The organism is Zobellella taiwanensis (assembly GCF_003012795.1).
Classification (GTDB): Bacteria; Pseudomonadota; Gammaproteobacteria; order Enterobacterales; family Aeromonadaceae; genus Oceanimonas; species Oceanimonas taiwanensis.
Map to the genome: position 1 here is coordinate 114,978 of NZ_PXYH01000007.1, position 25,297 is coordinate 140,274.

General features: G+C 64.4%; 20 protein-coding genes and 1 pseudogene. 14 read left to right on the top strand and 7 right to left on the bottom strand.

The features are described 5' to 3' along the window. Positions 1-37: 37 nt before the first annotated feature. Both C7I36_RS07065 and C7I36_RS07070 read right to left on the bottom strand, forming a co-directional pair. Entirely contained in the window at positions 38-814 is a 777-nt protein-coding gene (locus C7I36_RS07065; RefSeq protein ID WP_106453019.1) for an ABC transporter substrate-binding protein, read from the bottom strand. Between the two features lie 42 nt (positions 815-856). Further along, positions 857-1,624: an ABC transporter ATP-binding protein gene (locus C7I36_RS07070; RefSeq protein WP_106453020.1), complete on the bottom strand. Its 768-nt coding sequence runs from the start codon at positions 1,622-1,624 to the stop codon at positions 857-859. A 412-nt stretch (positions 1,625-2,036) separates the two neighbouring features. Between C7I36_RS07070 and C7I36_RS07075 the strand changes: the two genes are divergently transcribed. The 8 genes and pseudogenes from C7I36_RS07075 to ycaO all read left to right on the top strand — a co-directional run bounded on the left by C7I36_RS07075 (position 2,037) and on the right by ycaO (position 12,484). After that, complete coding sequence (locus C7I36_RS07075) at positions 2,037-2,951, top strand: LysO family transporter (protein ID WP_106453021.1); 915 nt, start codon at positions 2,037-2,039, stop codon at positions 2,949-2,951. A 425-nt stretch (positions 2,952-3,376) separates the two neighbouring features. Next, positions 3,377-5,284: a PTS mannitol transporter subunit IICBA gene (locus C7I36_RS07080; protein WP_106453022.1), complete on the top strand. Its 1,908-nt coding sequence runs from the start codon at positions 3,377-3,379 to the stop codon at positions 5,282-5,284. A gap of 226 nt (positions 5,285-5,510) precedes the next feature. Further along, the gene (locus tag C7I36_RS07085) at positions 5,511-6,674 is read left to right on the top strand and encodes a mannitol-1-phosphate 5-dehydrogenase (RefSeq protein WP_106453023.1); all 1,164 of its coding nucleotides are present in this window, start codon (positions 5,511-5,513) and stop codon (positions 6,672-6,674) included. A 16-nt stretch (positions 6,675-6,690) separates the two neighbouring features. Continuing rightward, positions 6,691-7,230 carry an MltR family transcriptional regulator gene (locus tag C7I36_RS07090; RefSeq protein WP_106453024.1) on the top strand — a complete coding sequence of 180 codons (540 nt, stop codon included), beginning with the start codon at positions 6,691-6,693 and terminating at the stop codon, positions 7,228-7,230. 111 nt (positions 7,231-7,341) lie between these two features. After that, complete coding sequence (asd, locus tag C7I36_RS07095; RefSeq protein WP_106453025.1) at positions 7,342-8,445, top strand: aspartate-semialdehyde dehydrogenase; 1,104 nt, start codon at positions 7,342-7,344, stop codon at positions 8,443-8,445. Between the two features lie 229 nt (positions 8,446-8,674). Continuing rightward, positions 8,675-9,226, top strand: coding sequence for a PAS domain-containing protein (locus tag C7I36_RS07100; RefSeq protein WP_106453026.1), 552 nt, complete (start codon positions 8,675-8,677; stop codon positions 9,224-9,226). Between the two features lie 736 nt (positions 9,227-9,962). Then, a pseudogene (locus tag C7I36_RS17970) lies at positions 9,963-10,217 on the top strand (methyl-accepting chemotaxis protein); the annotation flags it as partial. A 509-nt stretch (positions 10,218-10,726) separates the two neighbouring features. Next, positions 10,727-12,484: a 30S ribosomal protein S12 methylthiotransferase accessory factor YcaO gene (gene ycaO / locus C7I36_RS07110; RefSeq protein ID WP_106453028.1), complete on the top strand. Its 1,758-nt coding sequence runs from the start codon at positions 10,727-10,729 to the stop codon at positions 12,482-12,484. Positions 12,485-12,789: 305 nt separating this feature from the next. Here ycaO and C7I36_RS07115 read toward each other — a convergent pair whose 3' ends face one another. Beyond that, positions 12,790-13,521: a DsbA family protein gene (locus tag C7I36_RS07115; protein WP_106453029.1), complete on the bottom strand. Its 732-nt coding sequence runs from the start codon at positions 13,519-13,521 to the stop codon at positions 12,790-12,792. Positions 13,522-13,590: 69 nt separating this feature from the next. Then, positions 13,591-14,217 (bottom strand): energy-coupling factor ABC transporter permease, encoded by a 627-nt coding sequence (locus C7I36_RS07120; protein WP_106453030.1) that lies wholly within the window; start codon positions 14,215-14,217, stop codon positions 13,591-13,593. Between the two features lie 237 nt (positions 14,218-14,454). Between C7I36_RS07120 and C7I36_RS07125 the strand changes: the two genes are divergently transcribed. From C7I36_RS07125 to C7I36_RS07145, 5 genes are all read left to right on the top strand, one after another. Continuing rightward, positions 14,455-15,402 carry a TAXI family TRAP transporter solute-binding subunit gene (locus tag C7I36_RS07125; RefSeq protein WP_106453031.1) on the top strand — a complete coding sequence of 316 codons (948 nt, stop codon included), beginning with the start codon at positions 14,455-14,457 and terminating at the stop codon, positions 15,400-15,402. A 103-nt stretch (positions 15,403-15,505) separates the two neighbouring features. Beyond that, positions 15,506-17,518 carry a TRAP transporter permease gene (locus tag C7I36_RS07130; protein ID WP_106453032.1) on the top strand — a complete coding sequence of 671 codons (2,013 nt, stop codon included), beginning with the start codon at positions 15,506-15,508 and terminating at the stop codon, positions 17,516-17,518. Further along, on the top strand, positions 17,518-17,892 hold the full coding sequence (locus tag C7I36_RS07135; protein WP_106453033.1) for a DUF1850 domain-containing protein: 375 nt from the start codon (positions 17,518-17,520) through the stop codon (positions 17,890-17,892). The genes C7I36_RS07130 and C7I36_RS07135 overlap by 1 nt, the downstream gene beginning before the upstream one ends. 101 nt (positions 17,893-17,993) lie before the next feature. Then, positions 17,994-19,658: an ATP-binding protein gene (locus C7I36_RS07140; protein ID WP_245880058.1), complete on the top strand. Its 1,665-nt coding sequence runs from the start codon at positions 17,994-17,996 to the stop codon at positions 19,656-19,658. Beyond that, complete coding sequence (locus tag C7I36_RS07145) at positions 19,639-20,961, top strand: sigma-54-dependent transcriptional regulator (protein ID WP_106453035.1); 1,323 nt, start codon at positions 19,639-19,641, stop codon at positions 20,959-20,961. The genes C7I36_RS07140 and C7I36_RS07145 overlap by 20 nt, the downstream gene beginning before the upstream one ends. Here the strand turns inward: C7I36_RS07145 and C7I36_RS07150 are convergent. After that, complete coding sequence (locus tag C7I36_RS07150; RefSeq protein ID WP_106453036.1) at positions 20,940-21,389, bottom strand: RrF2 family transcriptional regulator; 450 nt, start codon at positions 21,387-21,389, stop codon at positions 20,940-20,942. The two genes, C7I36_RS07145 and C7I36_RS07150, sit on opposite strands and share 22 nt — an antisense overlap. 215 nt (positions 21,390-21,604) lie before the next feature. Here C7I36_RS07150 and C7I36_RS07155 point away from each other — a divergent pair, with 215 nt between their 5' ends. Then, positions 21,605-23,134 carry a GGDEF domain-containing protein gene (locus C7I36_RS07155; protein WP_106453037.1) on the top strand — a complete coding sequence of 510 codons (1,530 nt, stop codon included), beginning with the start codon at positions 21,605-21,607 and terminating at the stop codon, positions 23,132-23,134. Here C7I36_RS07155 and C7I36_RS07160 read toward each other — a convergent pair. Together C7I36_RS07160 and C7I36_RS07165 are read right to left on the bottom strand one after the other, a co-directional pair. After that, the gene (locus C7I36_RS07160; RefSeq protein ID WP_245880059.1) at positions 23,113-23,856 is read right to left on the bottom strand and encodes a DUF3108 domain-containing protein; all 744 of its coding nucleotides are present in this window, start codon (positions 23,854-23,856) and stop codon (positions 23,113-23,115) included. The genes C7I36_RS07155 and C7I36_RS07160 overlap by 22 nt on opposite strands. Beyond that, the gene (locus C7I36_RS07165) at positions 23,853-25,175 is read right to left on the bottom strand and encodes an MFS transporter (protein WP_106453039.1); all 1,323 of its coding nucleotides are present in this window, start codon (positions 25,173-25,175) and stop codon (positions 23,853-23,855) included. The genes C7I36_RS07160 and C7I36_RS07165 overlap by 4 nt, the downstream gene beginning before the upstream one ends. Between the last annotated feature and the right edge of the window lie 122 nt (positions 25,176-25,297).

A 25,297-nucleotide genomic window follows, 5' to 3' on the forward strand; every position in this document is an offset into this window, starting at 1 on the left:
CCTATCATACCGGCCCCGCAGGGCCGGTAACCACTGATTAACCGCCGTACACGTCGTATTCGAAGTACTTGCCGTTGATTTCCTGGTACTTGCCGTTTTCACGCAGTTCCAGGATGGCCTTGTCGAGCATTTGCTTGAGCTTCTGGTCCTGCTTGCGCACGGCAATGCCGAATCCTTCGCCGAACCATTGCTCGTCGGTCACCGAGGGGCCGACAAACTCGAAGGCGTCGCCGCCCTCTTTGTTGAGCAGGCCTTCTTCGATGGCGGTGGCGTCCAGGAACACATAATCGATGCGGCCGGCCTTGAGATCCAGGTAGGCTTCGTCGGCGGTACCGTAGCGCACCAGGGAAACGTCCTTGCCGAAGTTGTCGGTCAGGTATTTGTCGTGGGTTGTGGCGATCTGCACCCCAACCCGCTTGCCGGCCAGGCCTTCCTTGCTCAAATCCAGTTCGGTCCCCTTGCGGGCGGCAAACTTGTTGGGCACCAGGGCATACTTGCCGGTAAAGTCGACGGTGCGCTTACGCTCCTCGGTAATGGACATGGCGGCGATAATGGCATCGTACTTGCGCGCCAGCAGGGCCGGGATAATGCCATCCCAGTCCTGGGCCACCAGTTGGCACTCGACCTGCATCTGCTCGCACAGGGCATTGGCCATGTCCACGTCGAAGCCCTGCAACTGGCCGCTTTCATCGGTCCAGGAAAAGGGAGGATAGGCGCCTTCAATACCAAAGCGTACGGTTTTCCAGTCCTGGGCCTGCGCAGTGCCTGCGGCCAGGGCAGCCATCATGGCGCCGGCAACCAACAGTTTTTTCATAGCCTTACTCCTTGTGTTAGGTCTTGGGTATTGCCTTTTGCATCAATAAACCGAAGAAATGAATTGCTTGAACCGCTCCGAACTCGGATTGGCGAACACCTGGCGGGGATCGCCCTGCTCTTCCACCCGCCCCTGATGCAGGAACATCACCTTGTTGGAGACATCCCGGGCGAAGCTCATTTCGTGGGTCACCACCAGCATGGTCCGGCCTTCTTCCGCCAGGCCGCGCATCACGCCCAGCACCTCGCCCACCAGCTCGGGGTCGAGCGCCGAGGTGGGCTCGTCGAACAGCATGACTTCAGGATCCACCGCCAGCGCCCGGGCGATGGCGGCGCGCTGCTGCTGGCCGCCGGACAGGTGGCCCGGATAGTAGTCGCGGCGCTCGAACAGGCCGACCTTGTGCAGCAGGGCCTCGGCCTTGTCGACGGCCTGCTTTTTGGGCACCTTGAGCACATGTACCGGCACTTCGATGATGTTTTCGAGGATGGTCATGTGCGACCAGAGGTTGAAACTCTGGAATACCATGGCCAGCCGGGAGCGGATCCGCTCCACCTGGCGCATGTTGGCGGTCTCCCGCTCGCCGGCCTTGTTGGTGCGCATTTCGATCAGTTCGCCGTGCACCCGCACCTCGCCGGCAGAGGGCGTTTCCAGCAGGTTGATACAGCGTAAAAAGGTGGATTTGCCGGAGCCGGACGAACCGATGATCGAAATGACGTCGCCCTTGACCGCGGTCAAATCGATGCCTTTGAGTACTTCCAGGGAGCCGTAATGCTTGTGCAGGCCCGACACTTCCAGGGCTGGTTTGCTCATCCGTTAGACCTTTTGTTCCTGTGTCGCCGCGGCGACCGAGTCCTTGATCATGGTTAACGACTTGTTAACCGCTGCCGCAAAATTACCATCTGCCGCCGTCAATAACAACATAATCGCCTTTCCAGTACGGTGTTGGTCGGTTTTTTATACGATGATATCACAGCGTTACAGTATAAAATTATTCAAAAATAGCGAATAAAACATCAGGCAACGAATATTACACCATACCGCCGGCTTGCCAACCACGGCAAAGCCAGGGAACCGCTAGGCGCTGGTTATTCACTCCCGGCAACGCCGGCTTCACCCGGCACCGGACACCGGCTTTTTTTTCCCGATCGGCTCACGTATGCTGTCGGGCACGACAGTGACGGTCAAAAATCACGCCGCATCAATCAATTGGAAGATTATTCTCATGTACTCCGGCATGCTCATCGTATTACTGCCCCTCGCCCTGGGCTACTGTATCCCCTGCCGCTCCCAGTCCATAGTGCACTTTATCAATGTGGCCGTGGCCCGCATGGTGTACCTGATCCTGTTCCTGATGGGGATAAGCCTGGCCTTTGTGGATAATCTTAGTACTCATCTGGGCACAATTTTTACCGTCTGCCTGGTTTTTCTCGGTTGCATCACCCTGTGCAACCTGGCCGGCCTCTGGCTGCTCGATGTCCGGCGCGGCCGGGTGGAAGGAGAAAGGGGTGCCCCGGCCCTGAGCAAATGGTCGCTGCTGCTGGATTCCGCCCGGCTGTGCCTGGTGATCATCGGCGGCCTGCTGGTGGGACAATGGCTCGACCCGCAGTGGTTTGCGGTGGATACCCTGAGCGAGTGGGCGCTGATGCTGCTGCTGCTGCTGATCGGCATCCAGCTGCGCAACTCGGGCATGCGGCTGCGCCAGATCCTGCTCAACCGCTGGGGCCTGGCCATCGCCCTGGTGGTGATGGTGAGTTCCTGGGTGGGCGGCCTGGCCGGCGCCTGGCTGCTGGACATGCCAGCAAGCCATGGCCTCGCCTTCGCCTCCGGCAACGGCTGGTATTCCCTGTCCGGCATCCTGATCGGCGACCAGCTCGGGCCCGTGCTCGGCAGCGCCGCCTTTCTCAACGATCTGGCCCGGGAGCTGGTAGCCATACTGATCATACCGGCGCTGATGCGACGCCATCCCTCCTGCGCCATCGGCTACGGCGGCGCCACCGCCATGGATTTTACCCTGCCGGTGCTGCAACGCTCGGGCGGTGTCACCATAGTGCCGGTGGCCATAGTGTCGGGCTTTGTGCTGAGCCTGGCGGGCCCGGTGCTGATCCTCGGCTTCCTGTCCCTGTCCAGCGGCGGCTGAAATAGTAATTTTATTACACCTGTCGCCATCGACGCCAAAAAAGCATCGAGTGACGCCCATATTTCGGATTGGCGGAGGCTATCCGTTACGGGCACTCAGGGCTCCGGTGCCGTCATATTCATAAATTGTGACAAAAATCACCCTTTATAATTAAGCCCTCTCAATATAAAAAGTGACATAAATCACAAACAAAGGTCGATAATGGATAAAAAAACGGCAATGTAATAAAATTACCGCCATTTATCGTGACATTGATCACCTTATTTTTTTGAATACCACACCCATAGCGTGATCATGATCACGCTATGGTGCGCCTTTGCGCCGCTTTTTCCCGGAAGTGTTAGATTTCCTACGAGCTCATCCATCGGGTGCCCAGGGGCATCCTCCTCAACGGAACTGACATCGCACCAGGCGGGGTTAACGCTATGCTATCCCAGAACAGTAAAGTAAAAATCCAGAATTTCGGACGTTTCCTGTCCAATATGGTGATGCCCAACATCGGCGCCTTTATCGCCTGGGGCTTTATCACCGCCCTTTTCATTCCCACCGGCTGGTTGCCCAACGACACCCTGGCCACCATGGTCGGCCCCATGATCACCTACCTGCTGCCGCTGCTGATCGGCTACACCGGCGGCAAGCTGGTGGGCGGCGACCGCGGCGCCGTGGTGGGCGCCATCACCACCATGGGGGTGATAGTGGGCACCGACATCCCCATGTTCATGGGCGCCATGATCGTCGGCCCCGCCGGCGGCTGGGCCATCAAGCACTTCGACAAGGCCATCGAGGGCAAGGTCAAGAGCGGTTTCGAGATGCTGGTCAACAACTTCTCCGCCGGCATCATCGGCATGCTCTGCGCCATCGTCGCCTACCTGCTGATCGGCCCCTTCGTCAAGCTGATGTCCGCGGCCCTGGCCGCCGGGGTCGGTGCCCTGGTGGACGCCGGCCTGCTGCCGCTGACCTCCATCTTCGTGGAAGTGGCCAAGATCCTGTTCCTCAACAACGCCATCAACCACGGCATCTTCACCCCGCTCGGCATCCAGCAGGCCAGCGAATTCGGCAAGTCCATCTTCTTCCTGATTGAGGCCAACCCGGGCCCGGGCATGGGCGTGCTGCTGGCCTACATCTTCTTCGGCCGCGGCAACGCCAAGCAATCCGCCGCCGGTGCCTCCATCATCCACTTCTTCGGCGGCATCCACGAAATCTACTTCCCCTATGTGCTGATGAACCCCCGCCTGATCCTGGCGGTGATCGCCGGCGGCATGACCGGGGTATTCACCCTCACCCTGTTCAACGCCGGCCTGCAGGCCCCGGCCTCCCCCGGCTCCATCTTCGCGGTCATGCTGATGACCCCCAAGGGTGCCCACCTGGGCGTGGCCCTGGCAGTCGTCGCCTCCATGGCGGTCTCTTTCGTGATCGCCGCCCTGCTGCTGAAAACCCAGCGACAAACCGGTAACGGCGACGAGCTGGATGCCGCCGCCGCCAAGGTGCAGGCGATGAAAGCCGAAAGCAAGGGGATGGCCGCAACCGCCGGCATCACCAAGGACCCGGCGGCGATACGCAAGATCATCGTTGCCTGCGATGCGGGCATGGGCTCCAGCGCCATGGCCGCCAGCATGCTGGCCAAAAAGGTGGCCGCCGCCGGCCTTGATATCTCGGTCAGCAACCTGGCGATCAACAGCCTGGACGACAGCGCCGATCTCGTGCTCACCCACAGGGATCTGACCGACCGGGCCCGACGCCATGCGCCCGGAGCCGAGCATATCTCGCTCAACAACTTCCTCGACGGCGCCCTGTACGACAGCCTGGTGGCCCGACTGAGCCAGGGCCGCGCCAAGGCCGAACCCGCCCCGGTCGCGGCTCCAGTTGCCGCCGACGAGGCCGGCGCGGATGACAATGCCCCCTTCCGGCTGCGGGCGGAAAACATCCACCTGGGGCTGAGCGCCGCCAGCAAGGAAGATGCCATCCGCTTCGCCGGTGCACAACTGGTGCAGGGCGGCTATGTGGAGCCCTCCTATGTGGACGCCATGCTGGCCCGCGAAAAACTGACCTCCACCTACCTGGGCGAGTCCATCGCCGTGCCCCACGGCACCAGCGATGCCAAGGACGCGGTGAAAAAGACCGGGGTCATCGTCTGCCAGTACCCGCAGGGGGTGAGGTTCGGTGACGACGAGGACGACATCGCCAGGCTGGTGATCGCCATCGCCGCCCGCAACAACGAGCACCTCGACGTGATCGCCGCCATCACCGGCGCCCTCGACGACGACGCCGTGATCGCCAAACTGACCACCACCGGCAATGTGGACGAGGTACTGAAGGCGCTCAATCCGGCCTGACCGAGAATAACCATGAGACCGGCGATTGTAATAAGTGGTGGCGGCGAAAGCGGTTAGCTCAGCCGACCATCCGCGCCAAGGATGGCGCGGATGAGCCCCCATGGATGGGTTTACGGCGAGTCGGAGGAGCTAATGCTTTTGTCGCCTAGCACCTCAACTGCAGGTTTCATGGCCAAAACTAGTCAGCAACCCGAGGCCCCCGGGCCTCCCTTAAACAGGTGAACCCATGACAACCGCCATTCATTTCGGCGCCGGCAATATCGGCCGCGGCTTTATCGGCAAGCTGCTGGCCGACGCCGGCATCCACGTGACCTTCGCAGACGTCAATCCGCAACTGGTCGATGAACTGCAACGCCGGCACAGCTACCCGGTGCACATCGTCGGCCAGGAAGTGCGCACCGACACCGTCACCGGCGTCGACGCCATCGACTCCCGCCGCCCCGAGCTGCTGGAGCTTATCGCCGGCACCGACCTCATCACCACCGCCGTGGGCCCGACCGTGCTCACCCTGATCGCCAGCACCCTGGCCCAGGGCCTGCAACGGCGCTTCGAGCGCGGCAACACCGCCCCGCTCAACATCATCGCCTGCGAAAACCAGGTGCGCGGCTCCACTTTCCTCAAGGGCGAAGTACTCAAGCACCTGGACGCCCGCTACCTGGCCGAGCTGGAGCAGTCTGTCGGCTTCGTCGACTCGGCGGTGGACCGCATAGTGCCCCCTTCCGCCGACCAGGGCGATCCCCTGGCGGTCACGGTGGAAACCTTCAGCGAATGGATAGTGGACCGGACCCAGTTCAAGGGCCCGCCGCCCGCCATTGCCGGCATGGAACTGACCGACAACCTGATGGCCTTTGTCGAGCGCAAGCTGTTCACCCTCAACACCGGCCACATCATCACCGCCTACCTGGGCGCCCTGGCGGGCTATCGCACCATAGGCCAGGCCATTGCCGATCCGGCGATCCGGGCGCAGGTCAAGGCCGCCATGCAGGAAAGCGGCGCCGTGCTGATCCGCCGCTACGGCTTCGACCAAGCGCAGCACCAGGCCTATATCGAAAAGATCCTCGGCCGCTTCGCCAATCCCCACCTGGTGGACGAAATCGACCGGGTCGGCCGCCAGCCCATCCGCAAGCTGGGTCCCGAGGACCGGCTGATCAAGCCCCTGCTCGGCACCCTGGAATATGGCATCGACAACGCAAATCTGATAAAAGGCATTGCCGCCGCCTTCTGCTACCGCAACGAGGACGATCCCCAGGCGGTGGAGCTGCAACAGCGGCTGGCAGCGGAAGGGCTGGGGGCCACCCTGGCCCACTACACCGGGCTGCGGGCCGACGGTGATGTCGCCGGACGAATAGCACAGCAGTACCTCGCGCTGAAACCGCGGGGAGACCATTGATCAACCGGGCCGCAAGATGTTGAACCGCGAGCAAGAAGCCGAAATTTTCGAACGCCTGCAGCACAGCCCCTCCGCCCGGGGGCTGGTGATTGCCATGGTGGACGTGTTCGACGACATGCTCGATCAGCTGATCCAGAGAGTGTTTCGCAAGGACGACTACGCGGTCAAGTTCGCGGTCGAGCCCCTGCTCGGCACCATGGGGCCGCTGGCGGATCTGGCGGTCCGGCTCAAACTGCTCTACGGCCTCGGCATCCTGTCCCAGTCCCTTTACCAGGACCTGGACCGGCTGATTGCGCTCAGGGATTACCTCAACAGCCAGGGGCGGGAATACCGGCTGACCGACCCCGAAGTGGCCGGGCCGCTCAAGGCGCTGCACATGGTGGCCGCCATGGAGGTACCGCCCTTCGCGGCGCCGCCCCCGGCCGGCGAGCTGGATCCCGGCCTGCAGCAGATGCAGCGGCAACGCCAGGAGCAGGTCATCCGCTCGGCCCTGGCGCTGGCGGTGGTCGCTGCCTGCAACGAGATGACCAAGGCCAACCCCTTGATCTCCGGCTGACAGCGCCAAAAATCCGCCTCCCATTTCCGCTTGCCCCTTGCACCTTTGCGCTCAATCAGTATTGTGAATAAGGTTTTCGTTTATTCACTTCCAAAGAAAGGACACTTGATAATGAAAAAAGTAGGTCTGGTCGGCTGGCGTGGCATGGTCGGCTCGGTATTGATGAGCCGCATGGTGGAAGAAGGTGACTTCGCCCGTATCGATCCCGTCTTTTTCACCACCTCCCAGGCCGGTCAGCCTGCCCCCGACTTCGGCAAGAACGCCGGCACCCTGCAGAACGCCTACGACATCGACGCCCTCAAGGCGCTGGACGTGGTGCTGACCTGTCAGGGCGGCGACTACACCAAGGAAGTCTATCCCAAACTGCGCGCCGCCGGCTGGAACGGCTACTGGATTGACGCCGCCTCCGCCCTGCGCATGGACGACGACGCCCTGATCGTGCTGGATCCGGTCAACGGCAAGCAAATTCAGCAGGCCCTGGCCAACGGTGCCAAAACCTTTGTGGGCGGCAACTGCACCGTCAGCCTGATGCTGATGGCCCTGGGCGGCCTGTTCGAGCAGGATCTGGTGGAGTGGGTGTCTGTCGCCACCTACCAGGCCGCCTCCGGCGGCGGCGCCCGCCATATGCGCGAGCTGGTGACCCAGATGGGCCTGCTGCGCGACGAAGTGGCCGCCGAGCTGGCCGACCCGGGCTCCGCCATCCTGGAGCTGGAGCGCAAGGTCACCGAGAAAACCCGCAGCGGCGACCTGCCGGTGGACAACTTCGGCGTGCCCCTGGCCGGCAGCCTGATCCCCTGGATCGATACCCAGCTCGAGAACGGCCAGAGCCGGGAAGAGTGGAAGGGCCAGGCCGAGACCAACAAGATACTGCAGACCGGCGCCGCCATCCCGGTGGACGGCCTGTGTGTACGCATCGGCGCCCTGCGCTGCCACAGCCAGGCCTTTACCATCAAGCTGAAAAAAGACATCTCCATCCCCGAGATCGAAAAGCTGCTGGCCGGCCACAACGACTGGGTCAAGGTGATCCCCAACGACCGCCAGCTGTCGATGGAAGAGCTGACCCCGGCCGCCGTCACTGGCACCCTGTCCGTGCCGGTGGGCCGCCTGCGCAAGCTGAACATGGGTCCCGAGTACCTGTCCGCCTTTACCGTGGGCGACCAGCTGCTGTGGGGCGCCGCCGAGCCCCTGCGCCGCATGCTGCACCTGCTGCCCTGAGCCGTCGCCTTGCTTCCAAACGCCCGCCCCGCGCGGGCGTTTTTGTGTTGCCGCCGCCCTCCATGACAGTTTGAAGACAACCGCCGCAAACCGAACAAAACTTGTTCTGGATCATAAAATCCCCCCGGCTTATCACTAAAGTAGAATGTCTTCGGACGAATCTGATTTGACCCTCTGCCGCCCTTGCCGTCCGCGCAGAGCCCAAGGGACTACTGGAGTGGATAACGGAATGTCTCATATCAACGACCGCCGGGGCCGCCGCATCGACTGGCCGGCCGACAAGCTGATCGTCAGCAAAACCGATCTCAAGGGCCACATCACCTACGCCAACCGCACCTTCATGGCGGTCTCCGACTATGCGGAGCCGGCGCTGCTGGCCAGGCCGCACAACCTGATCCGCCACCCGGACATGCCCAGGGGCGTATTCAAGCTGCTGTGGCAGACCCTGCAGCAGGGCCAGGAGTTTTTCGGCTTTGTCAAAAACAGCACCGCCAACGGCGATTACTACTGGGTCTACGCCAACATCACGCCTTCCTTCGATCTCAACGGCCGCAAGAACGGCTATTTTTCGGTACGCCGCCACGCCCCGGAACGGGCCCTGGCGGTGATAGAGCCCCTTTACCGCCGGCTGTGCCAGCGGGAGCAGGGGCTGGATCGCAAGGCCGCCACCGAGGTGTCCTACCAGGCGCTGTGCGACTACCTGGCGGAGCAGGACTGCAGCTACCCCGCCTGGGTCAACCGTCTCTACCGGGATGCCCTGGAGTTGCGCCATGCCGGCTAAACCGCGTCACAAGCGTTCCTGGGCGCCCTATTTTTACTCCCAGTTCACCCTGTTCTGCGTCGTCATCCTGGCCCTGATGGTGTTGCAGCTGGTGCTGCAATACTGGCTGCCCCGCTATTTCGGCTGGTTTCTCGGCGCCAGCCTGCTGCTGGCCCTGGCGCTGATCGCCCTGGCCCTGCGCGAGGCCCGCCAGGCCGCCCTGACCCAGGAACATATTTGCCGGCGGCTGCAAAACGCCGCGGCCGGGCATATCTATCAGCGGCTCGGCAACACCCGCAACAAGGGCGAGGTGGGCCAGGTGGCCTGGGCCCTGAACGACCTGCTCGATGTCATCGAAACCTATTTCAAGGAGGCCTCGGCCTGTTTCGGCCATGCCGCCGAGGGGGACTTTTCCCGCCAGGCGATGACGGTAGGCCTGCCCGGGGACTTCAGCCAGTCCCTCAACAAGATCAACGACGCCATGGGCGTCATGTCGCGGGTGCAGGCGCTGACCAGCGAAAACCGGCTCACCGCCGGCCTGCACCGGCTCAATGCCCGCCACCTGCTGCAGGACCTGCAGGTGACCGAACGGGATCTGGGCGACATCGACCGCTTGATGGCCGAGGTACACGGCCTGGCCGAGCACAGCGCCGCCAGCGCCGGGGATGCCCAGAGCCGGGTGCGCCAGGTAGCCGACGCCAGTCGCCAAATCCAGCAGCACATGGCGCAGATGCGGCAGGCAGCCGAGCAGCTCGACCGGCATCGACAGCATATCGTCGACGCCCTGGCGATGATCCGCGAGATTACCGACCAGACCAACCTGCTGGCGCTCAACGCCAGCATAGAGGCCGCCCGCGCCGGCGAACACGGCCGCGGCTTCAGCGTGGTGGCCAACGAGGTGCGCGCCCTGTCGGAACGAACCCAGGCCACGGCCTCGGGCATTGCCGAGCACCTGGCGGCCTTCGAGGCCAGCATGCAGGAACTCGGCCTGCGCCAGCAACAGACCGATCAGCAGGCCCGCCAGGCCGACCTGGCCATCCGCCATGTGGAGGAAGTGGTGATCACCACCAATACCGCCGCCGGCCAGACCCGCGGCCTGGTGGAGCAGGCCCGCTGGCTGGGGCTGCAGTCCCTGCTCAAGGTCGAACAGCTGGTGTTGAAGCAAACCGGCTACCGGCTGCTGGAAGACGGGGAGGACATGGCAGCGCGGGAACGGATGGCGGCATTGCAGCAACAGGGCCGCTTTGGCCAGTGGCTGGAGCAGCATCCCGATCCCGGGCTGGCGGCCTGCCGCCAGGCGCTGGACCAGGCCTTCGCCGAGGCCCTGGCGCTGCGCGCCCGGGGCGCGGACGACGCGCAGCTGCTGGCGCAGGTCGAACGGGCCGAGCACAGTTCCGCCGCCTGGATGGCCGAACTCTCCCGCCTGCGCCTGCCCGCCCCGGGCTGAAACAGTCCTTGTTCACTTTATCGCCTCGGGTTAGGATCGGCCCCCTTTTTTCGCCGATCACGCCCGAGGACACCATGAAAACCTTTATCCCCAGCAAAGATGCCGCCCTGGAAGACTCCATCGACTACTTCCAGCGCCAGCTCCAGGCGCTGGGGTTCAACATCGAGGAAGCCTCCTGGCTGAATCCGGTGCCCAACGTCTGGTCGGTGCATATCCGCGACAAGGACTGCCCCCTGTGCTTCACCAACGGCAAGGGCGCCAGTAAAAAAGCCGCCCTGGCCTCGGCCCTGGGCGAATACTTCGAGCGCCTGGCCACCAACTACTTTTTTGCCGACTTCTACCTGGGCCGCGACATCGCCGGGGGCGACTTCGTGCACTACCCCAACGAGCAGTGGTTCCCCATTCCGGCCGACAATCAGCTGCCCGCCGGCCTGCTCGACGACTACACCCGCGGCTTCTACGATCCGGAGCGGGCACTGACCGCCGAACAACTGATCGATCTGCAATCGGGCAACGCCGAGCGCGGCATCTGCGCCCTGCCCTTCGAGCGCCAGGGCGACAATAAAACCGTCTACATCCCGATGAACATCGTCGGCAACCTCTATGTGTCCAACGGCATGAGCGCCGGCAACACCAGGACCGAAGCCCGCACCCAGGGGCTGTCGGAGGTGTTCGAGCGCCATATCAAAAACCGCATCATAGCCGAGCGCATCAGCCTGCCGGCCATCCCCGCCGAGGTGATGGCCCGCTACCCGCACATCCAGGAATCCATCGCGGCGCTGGAAGCGGAAGGCTTCCCCATCCACGCCTTCGACGCCTCCCTGGGCGGCCGCTATCCGGTGATCTGCGTGGTACTGTTCAACCCCGCCAACAGCACCTGCTTTGCCTCCTTCGGCGCCCACCCGCGCTTTCAGGTCGCGCTGGAGCGTACCGTTACCGAACTGCTGCAGGGCCGCGGCCTGAAGGATCTTGACGTGTTCGTGCCGCCTTCCTTCGACGACGACGAAGTGGCCGACCACCACAACCTGGAAACCCACTTCATCGACTCTTCCGGCCTGATCAGCTGGGATCTGTTCAAGGACCAGGCCGATTACGCCTTTGCCGACTGGGACTTCAGCGGCACCTCCGAGCAGGAATTCAACCACCTGATGGCGGTATTCAACGAGCTGGAACAGCCGGTGTACATCGCCGACTACGAGCACCTGGGCGTGTACGCCTGTCGTATCCTGGTGCCCGGCATGTCCGACATCTATCCGGTGGAGGATCTGGAGCTGGCCAACAACAATATGGGCGCGGGGCTCAGAGCGACACTGCTGAGCCTGCCCGGCAGCGACGCCGATGGCGAGCAGCTGATGGGCCTGTACGAGCAGCTGGAAGAAGAAGGGCTGGACGACTTTACCCGGGTACGGGAGCTGATTGGCATCGCCTCCACCAAGGGCACCGCCTGGCACACCCTGCGGGTGGGCGAGCTCAAGTGTATGCTGGCCCTGGCCGCCGGCGAGCTGGAAACCGCCCTGGACTACGCCGACTGGACCCTGAGCTTCAACGCCTCGGTGTTTACCGAAGAGCGCCACCGCTACTACCGCTGCCTCAAGGCCTCCCTGGAACTGCACCTGGATGAGCACCGCGAGCCGGCCCAATACAGATCCGCCTTCGACAGCATGTTCGGCGCCGACACCGTGGCCCAGGCCTGGCAACAGGTGGCGGGCGAGGCCCGTTTCCACGGCCTGACCGCCTCCGACGAAAGCCTGGCGGACTTCCCCGCCCACCAGGCACTGCTGGCCACCTATGAGAAGCTGCAAAAGGCCAAGCGCGAGGCCAGCTGGAAGTAAAAACCGGGGACTGGGGATTCGGGACTGGGTAGCCCGGCTTCACCGGGCAAAACGCCGGGGCTTGATGTCTGAATCGTGCCTTCGGAGCGCGGGCAGCCTGCCCGCATCCCCGTATCTTGGCGTGAAGCGGCAACCTTGAACCCTCGCTTCAATCAGGCAATGCTGGCGCCTTCGGCGCCATTGCAGGCGAGCCGCCTGCGCTCCGATAACAAAAGACCCGGGCCTTGGCCCGGGTCTTTTGTTTTTACCCCCTGGGAAACCGGAACTGTCTGATCCCCAGTCCTCAGTCCCGGTTCCCCCAATCCCTACGACTTCTGCTTGTCCTTGAGGATCTCCTTCAGGCCGGCGGTATCGATGGCGCCGGGGATCAGGGTGCCGTCCGGGAACACCAGCGCCGGGGTGCCGTTCAGCCCCAGGCTGCGGAACAGGCTCAGGTTTTCGGTCAGCTTGTCGGCAATCTCCTTGCTGTCGGCCTTGGCCTGCAGCGCCTTGGCATCCAGCCCCGCCTTGTCGGCGATGGTCGCCAGGGCAGCGGCCTGTACCCGCTGCTGGCTCATCAGCGCCTGGTGCAGCTCCTCATACTGTTTGGGCGCCTCCCGGGCGGCGGCCAGGGCCAGGCGGGCGGCCTGCACCGAATCCGGCCCCAGTATGCCGATGTCCTTGACGATTACCTTGAGTTCCGGCTCCGTTTTCAGCACTTCCAGCAGGGTCTGGTTGAGGCGGCGGCAATAGGGGCAGTTGTAGTCGGTGAAATACACCATTTCTATCTTGCCGCCGGGATTGCCCATGATGCCGTCGGTGCTGCTGGCGAACAGCAGCGCCGATTGCTCCTTCAGCTGTTGCTCGAACTGCTGCTGCTGGGCCAGCTTGTCTTTTTCCTCCAGCTTGATGATGGCCTCGCGCAGGATTTCGGGCTGCTCCAGCAGGGTTTCGCGCACCAGCTGCTGGAACTCCTCCCGGCTCATCTCGGCCTGGGCCAGGGGCGTCAGGCCCAGGGCCAACAGGGGAACCAGGGTCTTCAGTACTCGCTTTTTCATCGTATTCTCGCATCGGGATAACTTAAACACAGCCTAACAGACAGGCCGGATCGCCAAAAGTGCTCAGCCTCACTTATTGAGCAGATAATCCCGGTCGTAAAAGGTGCGCACCCACTGGGGCCGAAACACCACCAGCAGGGTGATGGCCATGCCGTTGAGTAGCGCCTCGGGAAACAGCAGCAGTGGCAGTATGGCCACATAGTTGTCCAGCACTACCGGCCAGGGATACTGGCCGGACCAGGTCATGTAGGCGGCAAACGCCAGGGTCTTGGCGGCGATGGTCAGGGCGGCGTTGAAGAAGCCGGCCACGAAGAGATACACGAACAGATGGCGGTAGAGGTAACTATAGGTCAGCAGGAACACGAAATAACTCACCGCCAGCGGCAACACCACGCCCAACAGCAGGTTGGCGCCAAAGGCCGGCCAGGACTCGAAGCCGAACAGGGTCACCAGCAGCAGGGGCAGCAAGGCCATCAGCTGGCTCATGCGCCAGCCCAGCACCAGGGCCAGGGTGGTCAGGCCGAGAAAGTGCACCTCCAGTCCATCCTTGACCCCCGCCTGCAGCATCCATAACGGCACCAGGGCGATGGCCGCTCCGAAACACAGGTGCTGACGGAGCCTGTCTGCCAGCAATGCCTTCCAGTCCAGTTGCCTTGCCGCCAGCAACACCACCAACAGGGCCAGCACCAGCATCATGTTCCACATCCTCTGTCCGGGTTACACCGGCGCATGGTAACACAGCCGGGCGGCGGACCAAGGCCCGCCGGATTCCGGAATATCGGAACGCAATGACGGCCATATTCCGGATTTTCGGAATACATAACAGGACCACCCTAATAAAATCAAAGAGTTAAAAACAAAAACAGGAATTTAACCCTTGGCATCAAAAGTGCAACCTTATCGCTGCACAACCATAACCAAGGAAGCTAACCAATGAAGGTCATCAAACAATGCATGCTCGGCGCCACCCTGGCCCTGTCCGTTACCGCCACCCAGGCCAGTGAGTTCATCAACGTGCTCACCGGCGGCACTAGCGGCGTCTACTACCCGCTCGGCGTGGCCATTTCCCAGCTCTACGGCGAACACATTCCCAACGCCAAGGTCCAGGTGCAGGCCACCCGCGCTTCGGTGGAAAACCTGACCCTGCTCGACCGGGGACGGGGCGAGATCGGCTTCGCCCTGGCCGACAGCGTGGGCGATGCCTGGAACGGCGTGGAAGAGGCCGGCTTCAAGGCGCCGCTGAAAAAACTGCGGGCGGTGGGCTCCACCTACTCCAACTATATCCAGATCGTAGCCCGGGCCGACAGCGGCATCACCAGCCTGGAAGATCTCAAGGGCAAACGCATCTCGGTCGGCGCCCCCCGCTCCGGCACCGAACTCAACGCCCGCGCCATCTTCAAGGCCGCCGGCATGGGCTATGACGACTTCTCCCGCACCGAGTACCTGCCCTTTGGCGAGTCGGTGGAACTGATGAAAAACCGCCAGCTGGACGCCACCCTGCAGTCCGCCGGCCTCGGCATGGCCGCCTTCCGCGATCTGGCCTCCCACGCTCCCGTGGTGTTCATTCCCATTCCCGGGGAAGTGGTCGCCCGCATCGGCAACGACGCCTATCGCACCGGGGTGATCCCCGCCGGCACCTATACCGGCCAGGACGCGGACGTGCCCACCGTCACCATCAGCAACCTGCTGGTGACCCACGAAAACGTGTCCGACAGCACCGCCTATGAAATGGCCCGCCAGGTGTATGAAAACCTCCCCGCCCTGAGCAACGCCCACAGCGCAGCCAACGGCATCGATCCCGAGCTGGCGGTGGAAGGACTGCCGCTGCCGCTGCACCCGGGCGCAGAGCGCTATTTCAAGGAAAAGGGCCTGATCGACTGAGCCCGCCACGGCCCGGCTGGCGCCGGGCCGTTACCATAATAACAACCGACCCGATCAAGACAGCAGTCCGTGCGCCGTTGGCGACACGGGCTGAGGAGAGATGATGAGCAGTGCCCATTCCCGGCCCCACGCGCTGATATTCTACGGCGCCCTGGCCTTTTCAATCTTCCAGATAGTGACCGCCGCCTTCAGCCCGTTGTCCACCACAGTGGTGCGGGCCATCCATGTCGGCTTTCTGCTGTTCCTGGTGTATCAGCTTCATGGCGCGCGCGGCCAGCACCTGTCCCGCCCCTCGGTCTGGGGCATGTTGCTGGGGGCCGTGGCCCTGCTGTTCGCCTTTTACCACTGGTGGTTCGAGGCGGACCTGATTTACCGCGCCGGCGACATGAACCAGGCCGACTGGATCATCGGCGGCGTTACCCTGGTGATGGTGTTCGACGCCGCCCGCCGGCTGATGGGCTGGGCGCTGCCGCTGATCTGCCTGGCCTTCGTGGGCTATGCCCTGTTCGGCCAGCACCTGCCCGACGCCCTGATGCACCGGGGCTACGGCCTGGATCAGGTGGTCTCCCAGCTGGCCTTCAGCACCGAGGGCATCTACGGCACCCCCACCTATGTGTCGTCCAGCTACATCTTCCTGTTTATCCTGTTCGGCGCCTTCCTGGAACAGGCGGGCATGCTCAAGCTGTTCAACGACGTGGCCATCGGCTCTGTGGGCCATACCCGCGGCGGCCCGGCCAAGGTGTCGGTGCTGTCCTCGGGCATGATGGGCACCATCAACGGCTCCGGCGTGGCCAACGTGGTCAGCACCGGCCAGTTCACCATACCGCTGATGAAAAAATTCGGTTACAAGGCCGACTTTGCCGGGGCGGTGGAAGCCACCAGCTCCATGGGTGGCCAGATCATGCCGCCGGTGATGGGCGCCGTGGCCTTTATCATGGCCGAAACCATCAACGTGCCCTATGTGGAGATCACCAAGGCGGCGCTGATCCCCGCCGTGCTCTACTTCTTCACCGTGTTCCTGATGGTGCACCTGGAAGCGGGCCGCGCCGGCCTGCACGGCCTGCCCAAGGAAGAGTGCCCTAGCCCCCTGGCCGCGCTCAGGACCCGCTGGTACCTGCTGCTGCCGCTGGTGGCGCTGGTGGTGATGCTGTTCTCCGGTTTCACCCCCCTGTTCGCCGGCATGATGGGCCTGGCGCTCACCGTGGTGCTGATCATGGGCAACGGCGTGGCCAAACACCTGGGCGCCAAAGGGCTGCGCTACGCCTTCTGGATCGGCCTGGGCCTGGCCTGCGCCACCTTCAACCGGTTCGGCATCACCGCCATCTTCGTGATCGTGGCGGTGCTGGCCGTGCTGCTGCTGGTCAAGCGCGAGCAGGGCATCCTGTCCACCGTGGTCAACGCGCTTTACCAGGGCGCGCTGCATGCCCTGCCGGTGGGCGTGGCCTGCGCCCTGGTGGGCGTCATCATCGGCGTCATCTCGCTCACCGGCGCCGCCACCATCGTCGCCGGCTACATCATCCAGCTGGGCGAGCACAGCCTGCTGCTGTCCCTGGCGCTGACCATGCTCACCTGCCTGGTGCTGGGCATGGGCATTCCCACCATCCCCAACTACATTATCACCAGCTCCATCGCCGCCCCGGCGCTGCTCGAACTCGGCGTACCGCTGATCGTGTCGCACATGTTCGTGTTCTACTTCGGCATCATGGCGGACCTGACCCCGCCGGTGGCCCTGGCCGCCTTCGCCGCCTCGCCCATCGCCAAGGCTTCGGGGCTGCGCATCGGCATCCGCTCGCTGCAGATCGCCATCGCCGGCTTCGTGGTGCCCTACATGGCGGTGTACGCCCCCGAGCTGATGCTGCAGGGCGATGCGGGCCTGGTTGCCACCGTCTTCGTGGTGTTCAAGGCACTGCTGGCGGTGTCCCTGTGGGGCATGGGCGCCATCGGCTACTGGCTGGCTTCCTTCGCCTGGTGGGAACGGCTGCTGGCCGTGGCCGCCGCCGGCCTGCTGGTATTCTCGCTGCCGCTCACCGACGAACTCGGCCTGGGCCTGGCCGCCCTGCTGCTGGGACGCCACTGGTGGCAATACCGTCGCCAGCGGGCGCTGGCGGTGGCCTGATGATCTGCTTGGCCTCGGGTTCCGCCCTGGTGATGCTGCTGACCGGCAGCCTCACCCTCAGCTGGGATCATTCGGTGGAAAAAATTCGCTGGAGCGAGCACTACCGGGTCGACGGGGACAGGCTGCTGCTGGCGGAAGCCAGCGTGCGGGGCTCTGGCGCCGGCATGGAGCCGCCCCCCGAGGCCCGGCTGCAAGACGGCGCCTGGCGCTGGCAACCGGGCCTGCGGCTGGCCGAGGTACGGCTTGCCAGCTCCGAGTTTACCGGCGATTATAGCCTCTGCCCGGGCTCGGCTCCCTGCCGCCCGCTCGGCCACTGGCTGCCGGCGGGGCCGGCCGTCACCCTCACCGCCTGCGAGACCGCGGAGGTCAACTGAACACCCCTGCATGGAAAAAACGCCTGCTCTGGCTGCTCGGCCTGGCGCTGTTCCTGCTGCTGCTGGCCTGGATCTGGCACGGCAGCTGGCAACGCCAGGCGGTGGAGCAGGAGCTGCGCGCCCAACAGCAACTGCTGGTGTACCGGGCGGCGCTGGAGTCGGAGATCGCCCGCTTCGAGAATATCCCCCGCGCCCTGCGCTCCCATCCCGTACTCAGCCAGGCCCTGCAGTGGCCTGCAGACCCGCACGCCATCGCCCGGGCCAACCGGCTGCTGGCGCAACTGGCGGCGGAAACCGGGGTGGAGGCGCTCTACCTGATCGATGCCCACGGCTTTACCCTGGCCGCCAGCAACTGGAACCGGGAATACAGCTTTATCGGCCAGAACTACCGCTTCCGCCCCTATTTTACCGACGCCCTCAAAGGCAGCGTCGGCGAATTCTACGGCGTTGGCGCCACCACCGGCATTCCCGGTTATTTCTTTGGCCTGCACCTGGCCAGCGTCGACGGCACTCAGGGCGTACTGGCCGCCAAAATCACCCTGCTCGAACTGGAACGCAGCTGGCAGCCGGCGCGGGATCTGGTGATGGTGGTGGATGCGGACCAGGTCATCGCCCTCGCTTCCCGCGCCGAACTCAAGTTCCAGACCCTGAGTCCGCTCAGCGACGAGGCCAGGTCCCGGCTGGAGCGCTCCCGCCAGTACACGCCCATGCCCCTGACGCCACTCGCGCTGGAACGGCGGGACGGCCAGTTGCGCTGGCAGGGCCAGGGCTATGGCGTCAGTGAATTGCCGCTGCCCCGGCTGCGCTGGCGGCTGCAGCTGTGGTGGCCGAACCGCCCCCTGTACCACACCGCCCACCTGGTTACCGCCGTGGCCGGCATCAGCATCGTCGCCCTGACCCTGCTGTTGCTCTACTGGCGCCAGCGGCGGCGCTATGTGCAGGCCCAGATCCGCGCCAAGGGCGAGCTGGAGCGCAAGGTAATGGCGCGCACCGCCGCCCTGGCCGCCTCCAACCACCAGCTGGAGCGGCAGGTGCAGGAGCGGATCCAGGCCGAGGCCCGGCTCAGATCCATGCAGCACGAACTGATCCAGGTCAACCGGCTGGCCGCCCTCGGCCAGATGGCGGCCAGCGTGGCCCACGAGGTCAACCAGCCGCTGACCGCCCTCAAGAATCAGTCGGTCAACACCCTGCTGCTGGCCCAACGCGGCCACACCGACCAGGTAGAGCAAAGCCTGCAGACCATGGGCCGGCTGGTGGACCGCATCGCCCGGCTGACCTCCCAGCTCAAGCTGTTTGCCGCCACCCGTCGCAAGACCCGTGGCCAGGCCCGGCTGGACGAGGCGCTGGACAATGTGCTGAGCTGGCTGGGAGCCCGGGTGGGCGAGCAGGGCGTGCGGCTGCAGCGCCCGGCCCCGGGAACGGTGCTGCCGATGGAGCCCCACGCCCTGGAGCAGGTACTGGCCAACCTGATCAGCAACAGCCTGGACGCCCTGGCGGGCACGGCGGACGCCACCATTACCCTGGAGGCCGGTGCCGGCCACTTCTGTCTGTGGGACAATGGCCCCGGCATCGCCCCCGAGCTGCTCGACAAGGTGACCGAGCCCTTTTTCTCCACCAAGCAGGCCGGCCAGGGGCTCGGCCTGGGGCTGGCGATAGTGCGCGACCTGGTGGAAGCCAGCGACGGCCGGCTGGAGATTGCCGCCCGGCCCGGAGGCGGCGCCCGATTTACCCTGATCTGGAGTGAAGATGAACCATCCCGAAATTGAAGTCTGGCTGGTGGAAGACGACGAGGACGTACGCCAGACCCTGTTGCAGACCCTGCAGTTGTCCGACATCAGAGCCCGCGGCTTTGCCCGCGCCGAGCAGGCGCTGCAGGCACTGTCGCCCCAGGCGCCGGTGGTGGTGCTGTCGGACGTGCGCATGCCGGGGATGGACGGACTGGCGCTGCTGCAACAGTTGCAGCAGCGCGATGCCGAGCTGCCGGTGCTGCTGCTCACCGGCCACGGCGACATTCCCATGGCGGTGGCGGCCATGCGCCTGGGCGCCCAGGATTTCTTCGAAAAACCCTACGAGCCGGAGCAACTGCTGCACAGCCTGCGCCGGGCCATGGACAGGCGCGCCCTGGTGCTGGAAAACCGCCGCCTGCGCGAGCAGCTGGCTGCACGCCGGGATCCCGGCCTGCTGCTCGGCCACAGCCCGCAAATCGAGCTGCTGCGCCGGCAAATAGACAATATAGCCGACACCAACGCCAGCGTGCTGATCCTGGGAGAAACCGGCACCGGCAAGGAAATGGTGGCGCGCAGCCTGCACCAGGGCAGTGGCCGCAAGGGCCACTTCGTGGCGGTCAACTGCACCGCCCTGCCCGAGTCGATTTTTGAAAGCGAGATGTTCGGCGCCGAGCCCGGCGCCTTCACCGGGGTGACCAAGCGCCGCATCGGCAAGATTGAGCACGCCGACGGCGGCACCCTCTTCCTCGACGAGATAGAAGGCATGCCCCTCAACCTGCAGGCCAAGCTGCTGCGGGTACTGCAGGAATCAGTGCTGGAGCGACTCGGCGGCAACAAGCTGATCGAGGTGGACGCCCGGGTGGTGGCCGCCACCAAGATCGATCTGCACGCCGCCGGCGAGGCCGGCCTGTTCCGGCCCGATCTCTATTTCCGGCTCAACGTGGTCACCCTGGCGCTGCCGCCCCTGCGCGAGCGGCGGGTCGATATTCCGTTGCTGTTCCTGCACTTTGTGGAACAGGCCCGCATCCAGTACCACAGGGACGCCCCGCCGCCCTCAGACGCCCTGCTCCAGCAACTGATCCAGCGGGACTGGCCGGGCAATGTGCGTGAGCTGCGCCATGCGGCGGAGCAGTATGTGCTGGGGGTTTTGTCCGAGCCGGCCGACGAGACCGCTTCCACCCTGCCGAGCCAGCTGGCGGCGCTGGAACGCCAGTTGATCCTGACCGCCATGGCACGGGCCGAGGGCAACGTGGCCCTGGCCGCCGAGCGGCTCGGCATTCCCCGCAAAACCCTCTACGACAAGCTGGCCCGCTACCGCCATCAGGCGGCGGGCGAGTCCTGATACAGCAGGTTGATACACTGGCTGCGCACCCGGGCAGGCATCAGATCGGCCAGGGTGTGCTGATCCAGCACCGCCAGAAACTGCTTGAGCGCCAGGCCGAAAATCTGCCGGCCCCGGCAGGCCGGGGCAATGACGCAATGGTGGCGCGACTCGAAACAGTCGGTCAGGTTCATGTCCGGCTCCAGCTCCCGCACCAGGGTGCCAATCACAATCTGGTCCGGCGAGCGCAACAGCTGCAGGCCACCGCCCTTGCCCCGGATGGTGGTGACATAGCCGCGCTTGTGCAGATCCTGGATCACCTTGCGCAGGTGGTGGTGGGACACCCGGAAATGCTCGGCGATTTCCAGGGCGGTGCAGCGCCGCTGGCGGTGCAGGTTAAGGTAGATCAGTACGCGCAGCGCGTAATCGGTGTAGTGGGTCAGATGCATACGGCGACTCCCGGGGCCCCTCTGGTCATGCCTTGGCGGCAATATGCCATGGTCGGCGATCGGTGGCGGCCCGCCGTTGATCTGGATCACCTTAAGTGACTTTTAATATGCAACTTTAAGTCGATGACAACCGGCCCCCGCTGCGACAATTCTTGACTAAAATAAAGGCGCTCTCGTCAAACCGACCACAGACCCATGGCTGAACAGGAATACGGATGTCGCCGCAAAACAAACTCCGCTGGCTGCCCCAGGATCTCTACTCCTTCGCCGCCATCGTACTGCTGTTGCTCACCCTTGCCCTGACCAGCTGGTTCACCAGCCAGCACTGGATCAGCCAGCGCATCGGCACCCAACTGGAGGATCTGCACCAGCAGGCCGCCCTGCTCGCCGCTGCCGCCACCCGGGATCTGCAGCAAAGCCGGCACCAGCTCAAAAGCATCGCCCGCACCCTGGCTTCCCTGTCCAGCACCCGGGCCTTTGTCGCCGCCCCCGGAAACAGCACCCGCGCCAGCCTGCAGGCGGATCTGGAGCGCTTCGACAGCGGTTTTGGACTGGACGGCATCTGGCTGCTCGGGCCGGACCGCCAGCCCCTGCTGCCGACGCCCGCCGGACCGCCGCCGGCCGAGGTAAGCCTGGCCCTGGAGCAGGATCCCGGCCTGCGCCATTTTATCCTGGAGCCGGAGCGCCGGCAGGCGACCTTCTACTACGCCACCCCGGTCGGTGCCGGGAAGCGGGAAGCCATCCTGCTGCTGCGCAGCGCGGTCGGCGGCCCGGCCCGCCAGGCCTACCGGGTATCCCTGCTGGTCACAGACAGCCAGGGCCTGATCTCGCTTGCGGACGACGCCGGCTGGCTGCAACATGTGCTGCGCCTGCCCGGTGCCGGCACCACCCCGGCCGAGCGGGAATATCCCCGCCTGCCCCTGGTCCTGAGCCCCCTGCTGCCCAAGGTGCTGCTGCTCGGCGACGAGCGCACGCCGGTACTGCTGGTCAGCCACGCGCCGGAGGAAGGAGGCTATCAGGTGCACGCCATGGCCGACGCCAGCGCCGCCTACCGGCTGGCGCTGGAGCAGGACCGGCTGGCCACCCTCATCACCCTGGGCGCCACCGGCTCTCTGTGGGGCGGCCTGCTGACGGTCCTCACCCTCAAGCGCAACCGCCGCCATCGGCTGGTGATGGGCCGGGCCAACAACGAGCTGGTCCGCCTCAACCGCCAGCTCAAGCAGCTGGCCACCACGGATCCGCTCACCGACTGTCCCAACCGGCGGGCCGCCGAGGCCCGGCTGCAGTACGAGCTGGCCAACCTGCAACGCTACAACCATCCGTTCTGCATCGTGATGCTGGACATCGATCACTTCAAGCACATCAACGACCAGCACGGCCACGATACCGGTGACGAAGTGCTGCGCCATTTTGCCCGGCTCAGCCGCAAGACCATCCGCGACACCGACATACTGGCGCGCATCGGCGGCGAGGAATTCCTGCTGATCCTGCCGAAAACCGATCACCAGCAGGGCATGCACCTGGCCCAGCGCCTGCTCGACACCGTGGCCGCAACCCCTCTTTACCTGGCGGACAAGACCATCGGTTTTACCTTTAGCGGCGGCCTGACCGAGGCCCGTAAAAGCGACGGCACGAACCAGTTGCTGGTTCGTGCCGATCGGGCCCTGTACCGGGCCAAGGACAATGGCCGCTGCCGGATCTGCAGCGAAAACCTGGTGCTCGATCACTCGGTGGCGGTGGGCTGACCCTCCTGCGCCACGACGTCCTCGGGCTCGACCAGGGTATAGCTCAGTTTGTCGAGGGTTGCGGTCACCGCCAACTGGCGGTTTTCCTCGTGGCTTATCTGTACCAGCAGGTAGTCCAGCTCGGGCGCCACCCAGAAACGGGTCTTGCGCTTGCTGTCGCCCCGGTCCCGTTCCACCACCAGGGTATCGAAGGTACCGATACCGGTCTTGAGGGGCTCCTCGCCCACCACCTTGAACGGGGTCGATTTGATCTCGCCGTTGCGCAGCACCGGATAATCGAACGCCTGCTTGCCCGCCATCAGATCGCAGCGCGCCTCAAAGAAGAAGCTCACCGGATCGAACACCCCCCCCTCGGTCGACAGCAGCTGATCCCCATCCTTGTCCTGGTAGAGCACCATGTCGGTCTGGCGGTCGAACACCAGCCGCTCCTCCCGGGTTACCCCCAGCGCCTTGGCCTTGTAATTGAAGGTATCGGGCCGGGCGGTGCAATCCTGCCAGGTGAAGCTCGCCTTTTGATCCACGTCCAGCAGCCAGTGGCTCAGGGCGAAATGCACATGGTACTGCTCCCTGTTGCGATCTATGGTCAGGGTATTGACCCCCCGGGTCTGATCCCCGTTGAGGGAAACGGTAAATTCGGCCCGCATCTGATCGATATCCCGGGCCGACACCTGGGCGGCCACCATCAGGCCACAGAGCGCAATCACGCTTTTTCGCAACATCATTTATCCTCGTTAGGCGGGTCGGCCTGTACATCCGGCAACCCTTGCGCCAACCATACACCAAGCAGCCCCAACAGTGAAAACACCAGTATCACCGCCAGGCCGGACAGCAGCGCCAGCAACATGCTGAGCGCGCCGGCCACCAGCAACAGCAACCCCATCAGGGTATTACTCACAGACACATAATCCGTGCGCCGGTTCCCTCCGGCCAGATCCACCAGGTAGGTCTTGCGCCCCACCCGCACTCCCGCATGGGCCAGGCTGAGCACAAAGATCACCAGGGCGAAATAGCCCGGCAGGGGGGCGCCGCCCAACCAGCCCAGGTGCAGCCAGACCGCCAGGCCGAGCCCGGCGGCAAGCAACCCCGCCAACTGCATCACCCGCCGAGAGGAAACGTCCGCCAGCCGGCCCCAGAACCAGCTGCTGGCGAACTGGGCCAGCCCCTGGGCGATGACCAGGCTGCCCAGCACGCTCAGGCTGGCATCGCTGTCCCGCGCCAGCAGCACATAATAGGGCGTCACCAGGGCGGTGGACAGCAACAGGGTACGCACCAGCAGGAAGCGTCCGAAATCCGGATCCTCGCGCACCAGCCGCAGGCTGGCCAGGCCGTGGCGCCAGCCGTTGACACCGCCCTCGGTGGCGCCGGGCTGTTCGCGGATCCGCCCGTAGCAGAGCATCCCCATCCCCCAGACCAGTGCCGCCGCCAGCAGGATGGCCGCGTATCCGCCGGGGGGAATGTCTTCCAGCCGGCTCAGCAACAGGCCGAACACCAGACCCAGGCCACCGGCCAGGCTGGCACCGGTGCCGGTGACCCGGCCCCGCTCCCGGCGGGGAATGGTCTTGCCCAGCACGTCCTTGGCGGCAATGGAGCACAGGCCCCGGGCCAGGCTCATCAGGATCAGCAACAGCAGCAGCAGGCCCCCCGCCAGCCAGCCGTTAAGCCACAGGGCCACCGCCGCCATCAGCACCAGGCAGCCGGCCTGCAGGCCCGCCCCCCACAGCCAGGCCCGCCGACGCAGGGGCAACTGGCGGACATAGGCCCCGAGGATAATCTGGGGCAGCATGGAACCGCTTTCCCGGACCGGCACCAGCCAGCCGATCAACCACAGGGGCGCGCCCACCGCCTGGAACAGCCAGGGCAGCACCGTCTTGGCGTTGACCATGAGTTCGGCCAGGGCGGTAGCCAACTGGGACAGCACCAGCAGGCGCCGGTTGCCCGGCACCTGGCGGCAGGCCTCGTCGGGGATGTCGCGGCAAAGCCGGGCATCCTCGTCGTTGTTCAGCAGTTCCGCCAGGCCCTGGCCCGGCCTTGTCGAAGCCATGCGCTCCTCCGATCACGAAAATCCCTCCGGGCGGTTCTCAGCCCGGGGCTAAAGCCCTATCATAACAGGGGAAAAATGATGGGATAAGTTTCCATTGCCTATACAACAGATACAAGGATCCT

Excerpts from the sequence above, each read along its gene's own strand:
- C7I36_RS07155 (WP_106453037.1), top strand. The coding sequence starts at position 21,605 with ATGTCGCCGCAAAACAAACTCCGCTGGCTGCCCCAGGATCTCTACTCC.
- C7I36_RS07100 (WP_106453026.1), top strand. The coding sequence starts at position 8,675 with ATGTCTCATATCAACGACCGCCGGGGCCGCCGCATCGACTGGCCGGCC.
- C7I36_RS07080 (WP_106453022.1), top strand. The coding sequence starts at position 3,377 with ATGCTATCCCAGAACAGTAAAGTAAAAATCCAGAATTTCGGACGTTTC.
- C7I36_RS07135 (WP_106453033.1), top strand. The coding sequence starts at position 17,518 with ATGATCTGCTTGGCCTCGGGTTCCGCCCTGGTGATGCTGCTGACCGGC.
- C7I36_RS07085 (WP_106453023.1), top strand. The coding sequence starts at position 5,511 with ATGACAACCGCCATTCATTTCGGCGCCGGCAATATCGGCCGCGGCTTT.
- C7I36_RS07130 (WP_106453032.1), top strand. The coding sequence starts at position 15,506 with ATGAGCAGTGCCCATTCCCGGCCCCACGCGCTGATATTCTACGGCGCC.
- C7I36_RS07115 (WP_106453029.1), bottom strand. The coding sequence starts at position 13,521 with ATGAAAAAGCGAGTACTGAAGACCCTGGTTCCCCTGTTGGCCCTGGGC.
- C7I36_RS07125 (WP_106453031.1), top strand. The coding sequence starts at position 14,455 with ATGAAGGTCATCAAACAATGCATGCTCGGCGCCACCCTGGCCCTGTCC.
- C7I36_RS07070 (WP_106453020.1), bottom strand. The coding sequence starts at position 1,624 with ATGAGCAAACCAGCCCTGGAAGTGTCGGGCCTGCACAAGCATTACGGC.
- C7I36_RS07165 (WP_106453039.1), bottom strand. The coding sequence starts at position 25,175 with ATGGCTTCGACAAGGCCGGGCCAGGGCCTGGCGGAACTGCTGAACAAC.
- asd (WP_106453025.1), top strand. The coding sequence starts at position 7,342 with ATGAAAAAAGTAGGTCTGGTCGGCTGGCGTGGCATGGTCGGCTCGGTA.
- C7I36_RS07075 (WP_106453021.1), top strand. The coding sequence starts at position 2,037 with ATGTACTCCGGCATGCTCATCGTATTACTGCCCCTCGCCCTGGGCTAC.
- ycaO (WP_106453028.1), top strand. The coding sequence starts at position 10,727 with ATGAAAACCTTTATCCCCAGCAAAGATGCCGCCCTGGAAGACTCCATC.
- C7I36_RS07160 (WP_245880059.1), bottom strand. The coding sequence starts at position 23,856 with ATGATGTTGCGAAAAAGCGTGATTGCGCTCTGTGGCCTGATGGTGGCC.
- C7I36_RS07090 (WP_106453024.1), top strand. The coding sequence starts at position 6,691 with ATGTTGAACCGCGAGCAAGAAGCCGAAATTTTCGAACGCCTGCAGCAC.
- C7I36_RS07150 (WP_106453036.1), bottom strand. The coding sequence starts at position 21,389 with ATGCATCTGACCCACTACACCGATTACGCGCTGCGCGTACTGATCTAC.
- C7I36_RS07145 (WP_106453035.1), top strand. The coding sequence starts at position 19,639 with ATGAACCATCCCGAAATTGAAGTCTGGCTGGTGGAAGACGACGAGGAC.
- C7I36_RS07065 (WP_106453019.1), bottom strand. The coding sequence starts at position 814 with ATGAAAAAACTGTTGGTTGCCGGCGCCATGATGGCTGCCCTGGCCGCA.
- C7I36_RS07120 (WP_106453030.1), bottom strand. The coding sequence starts at position 14,217 with ATGATGCTGGTGCTGGCCCTGTTGGTGGTGTTGCTGGCGGCAAGGCAA.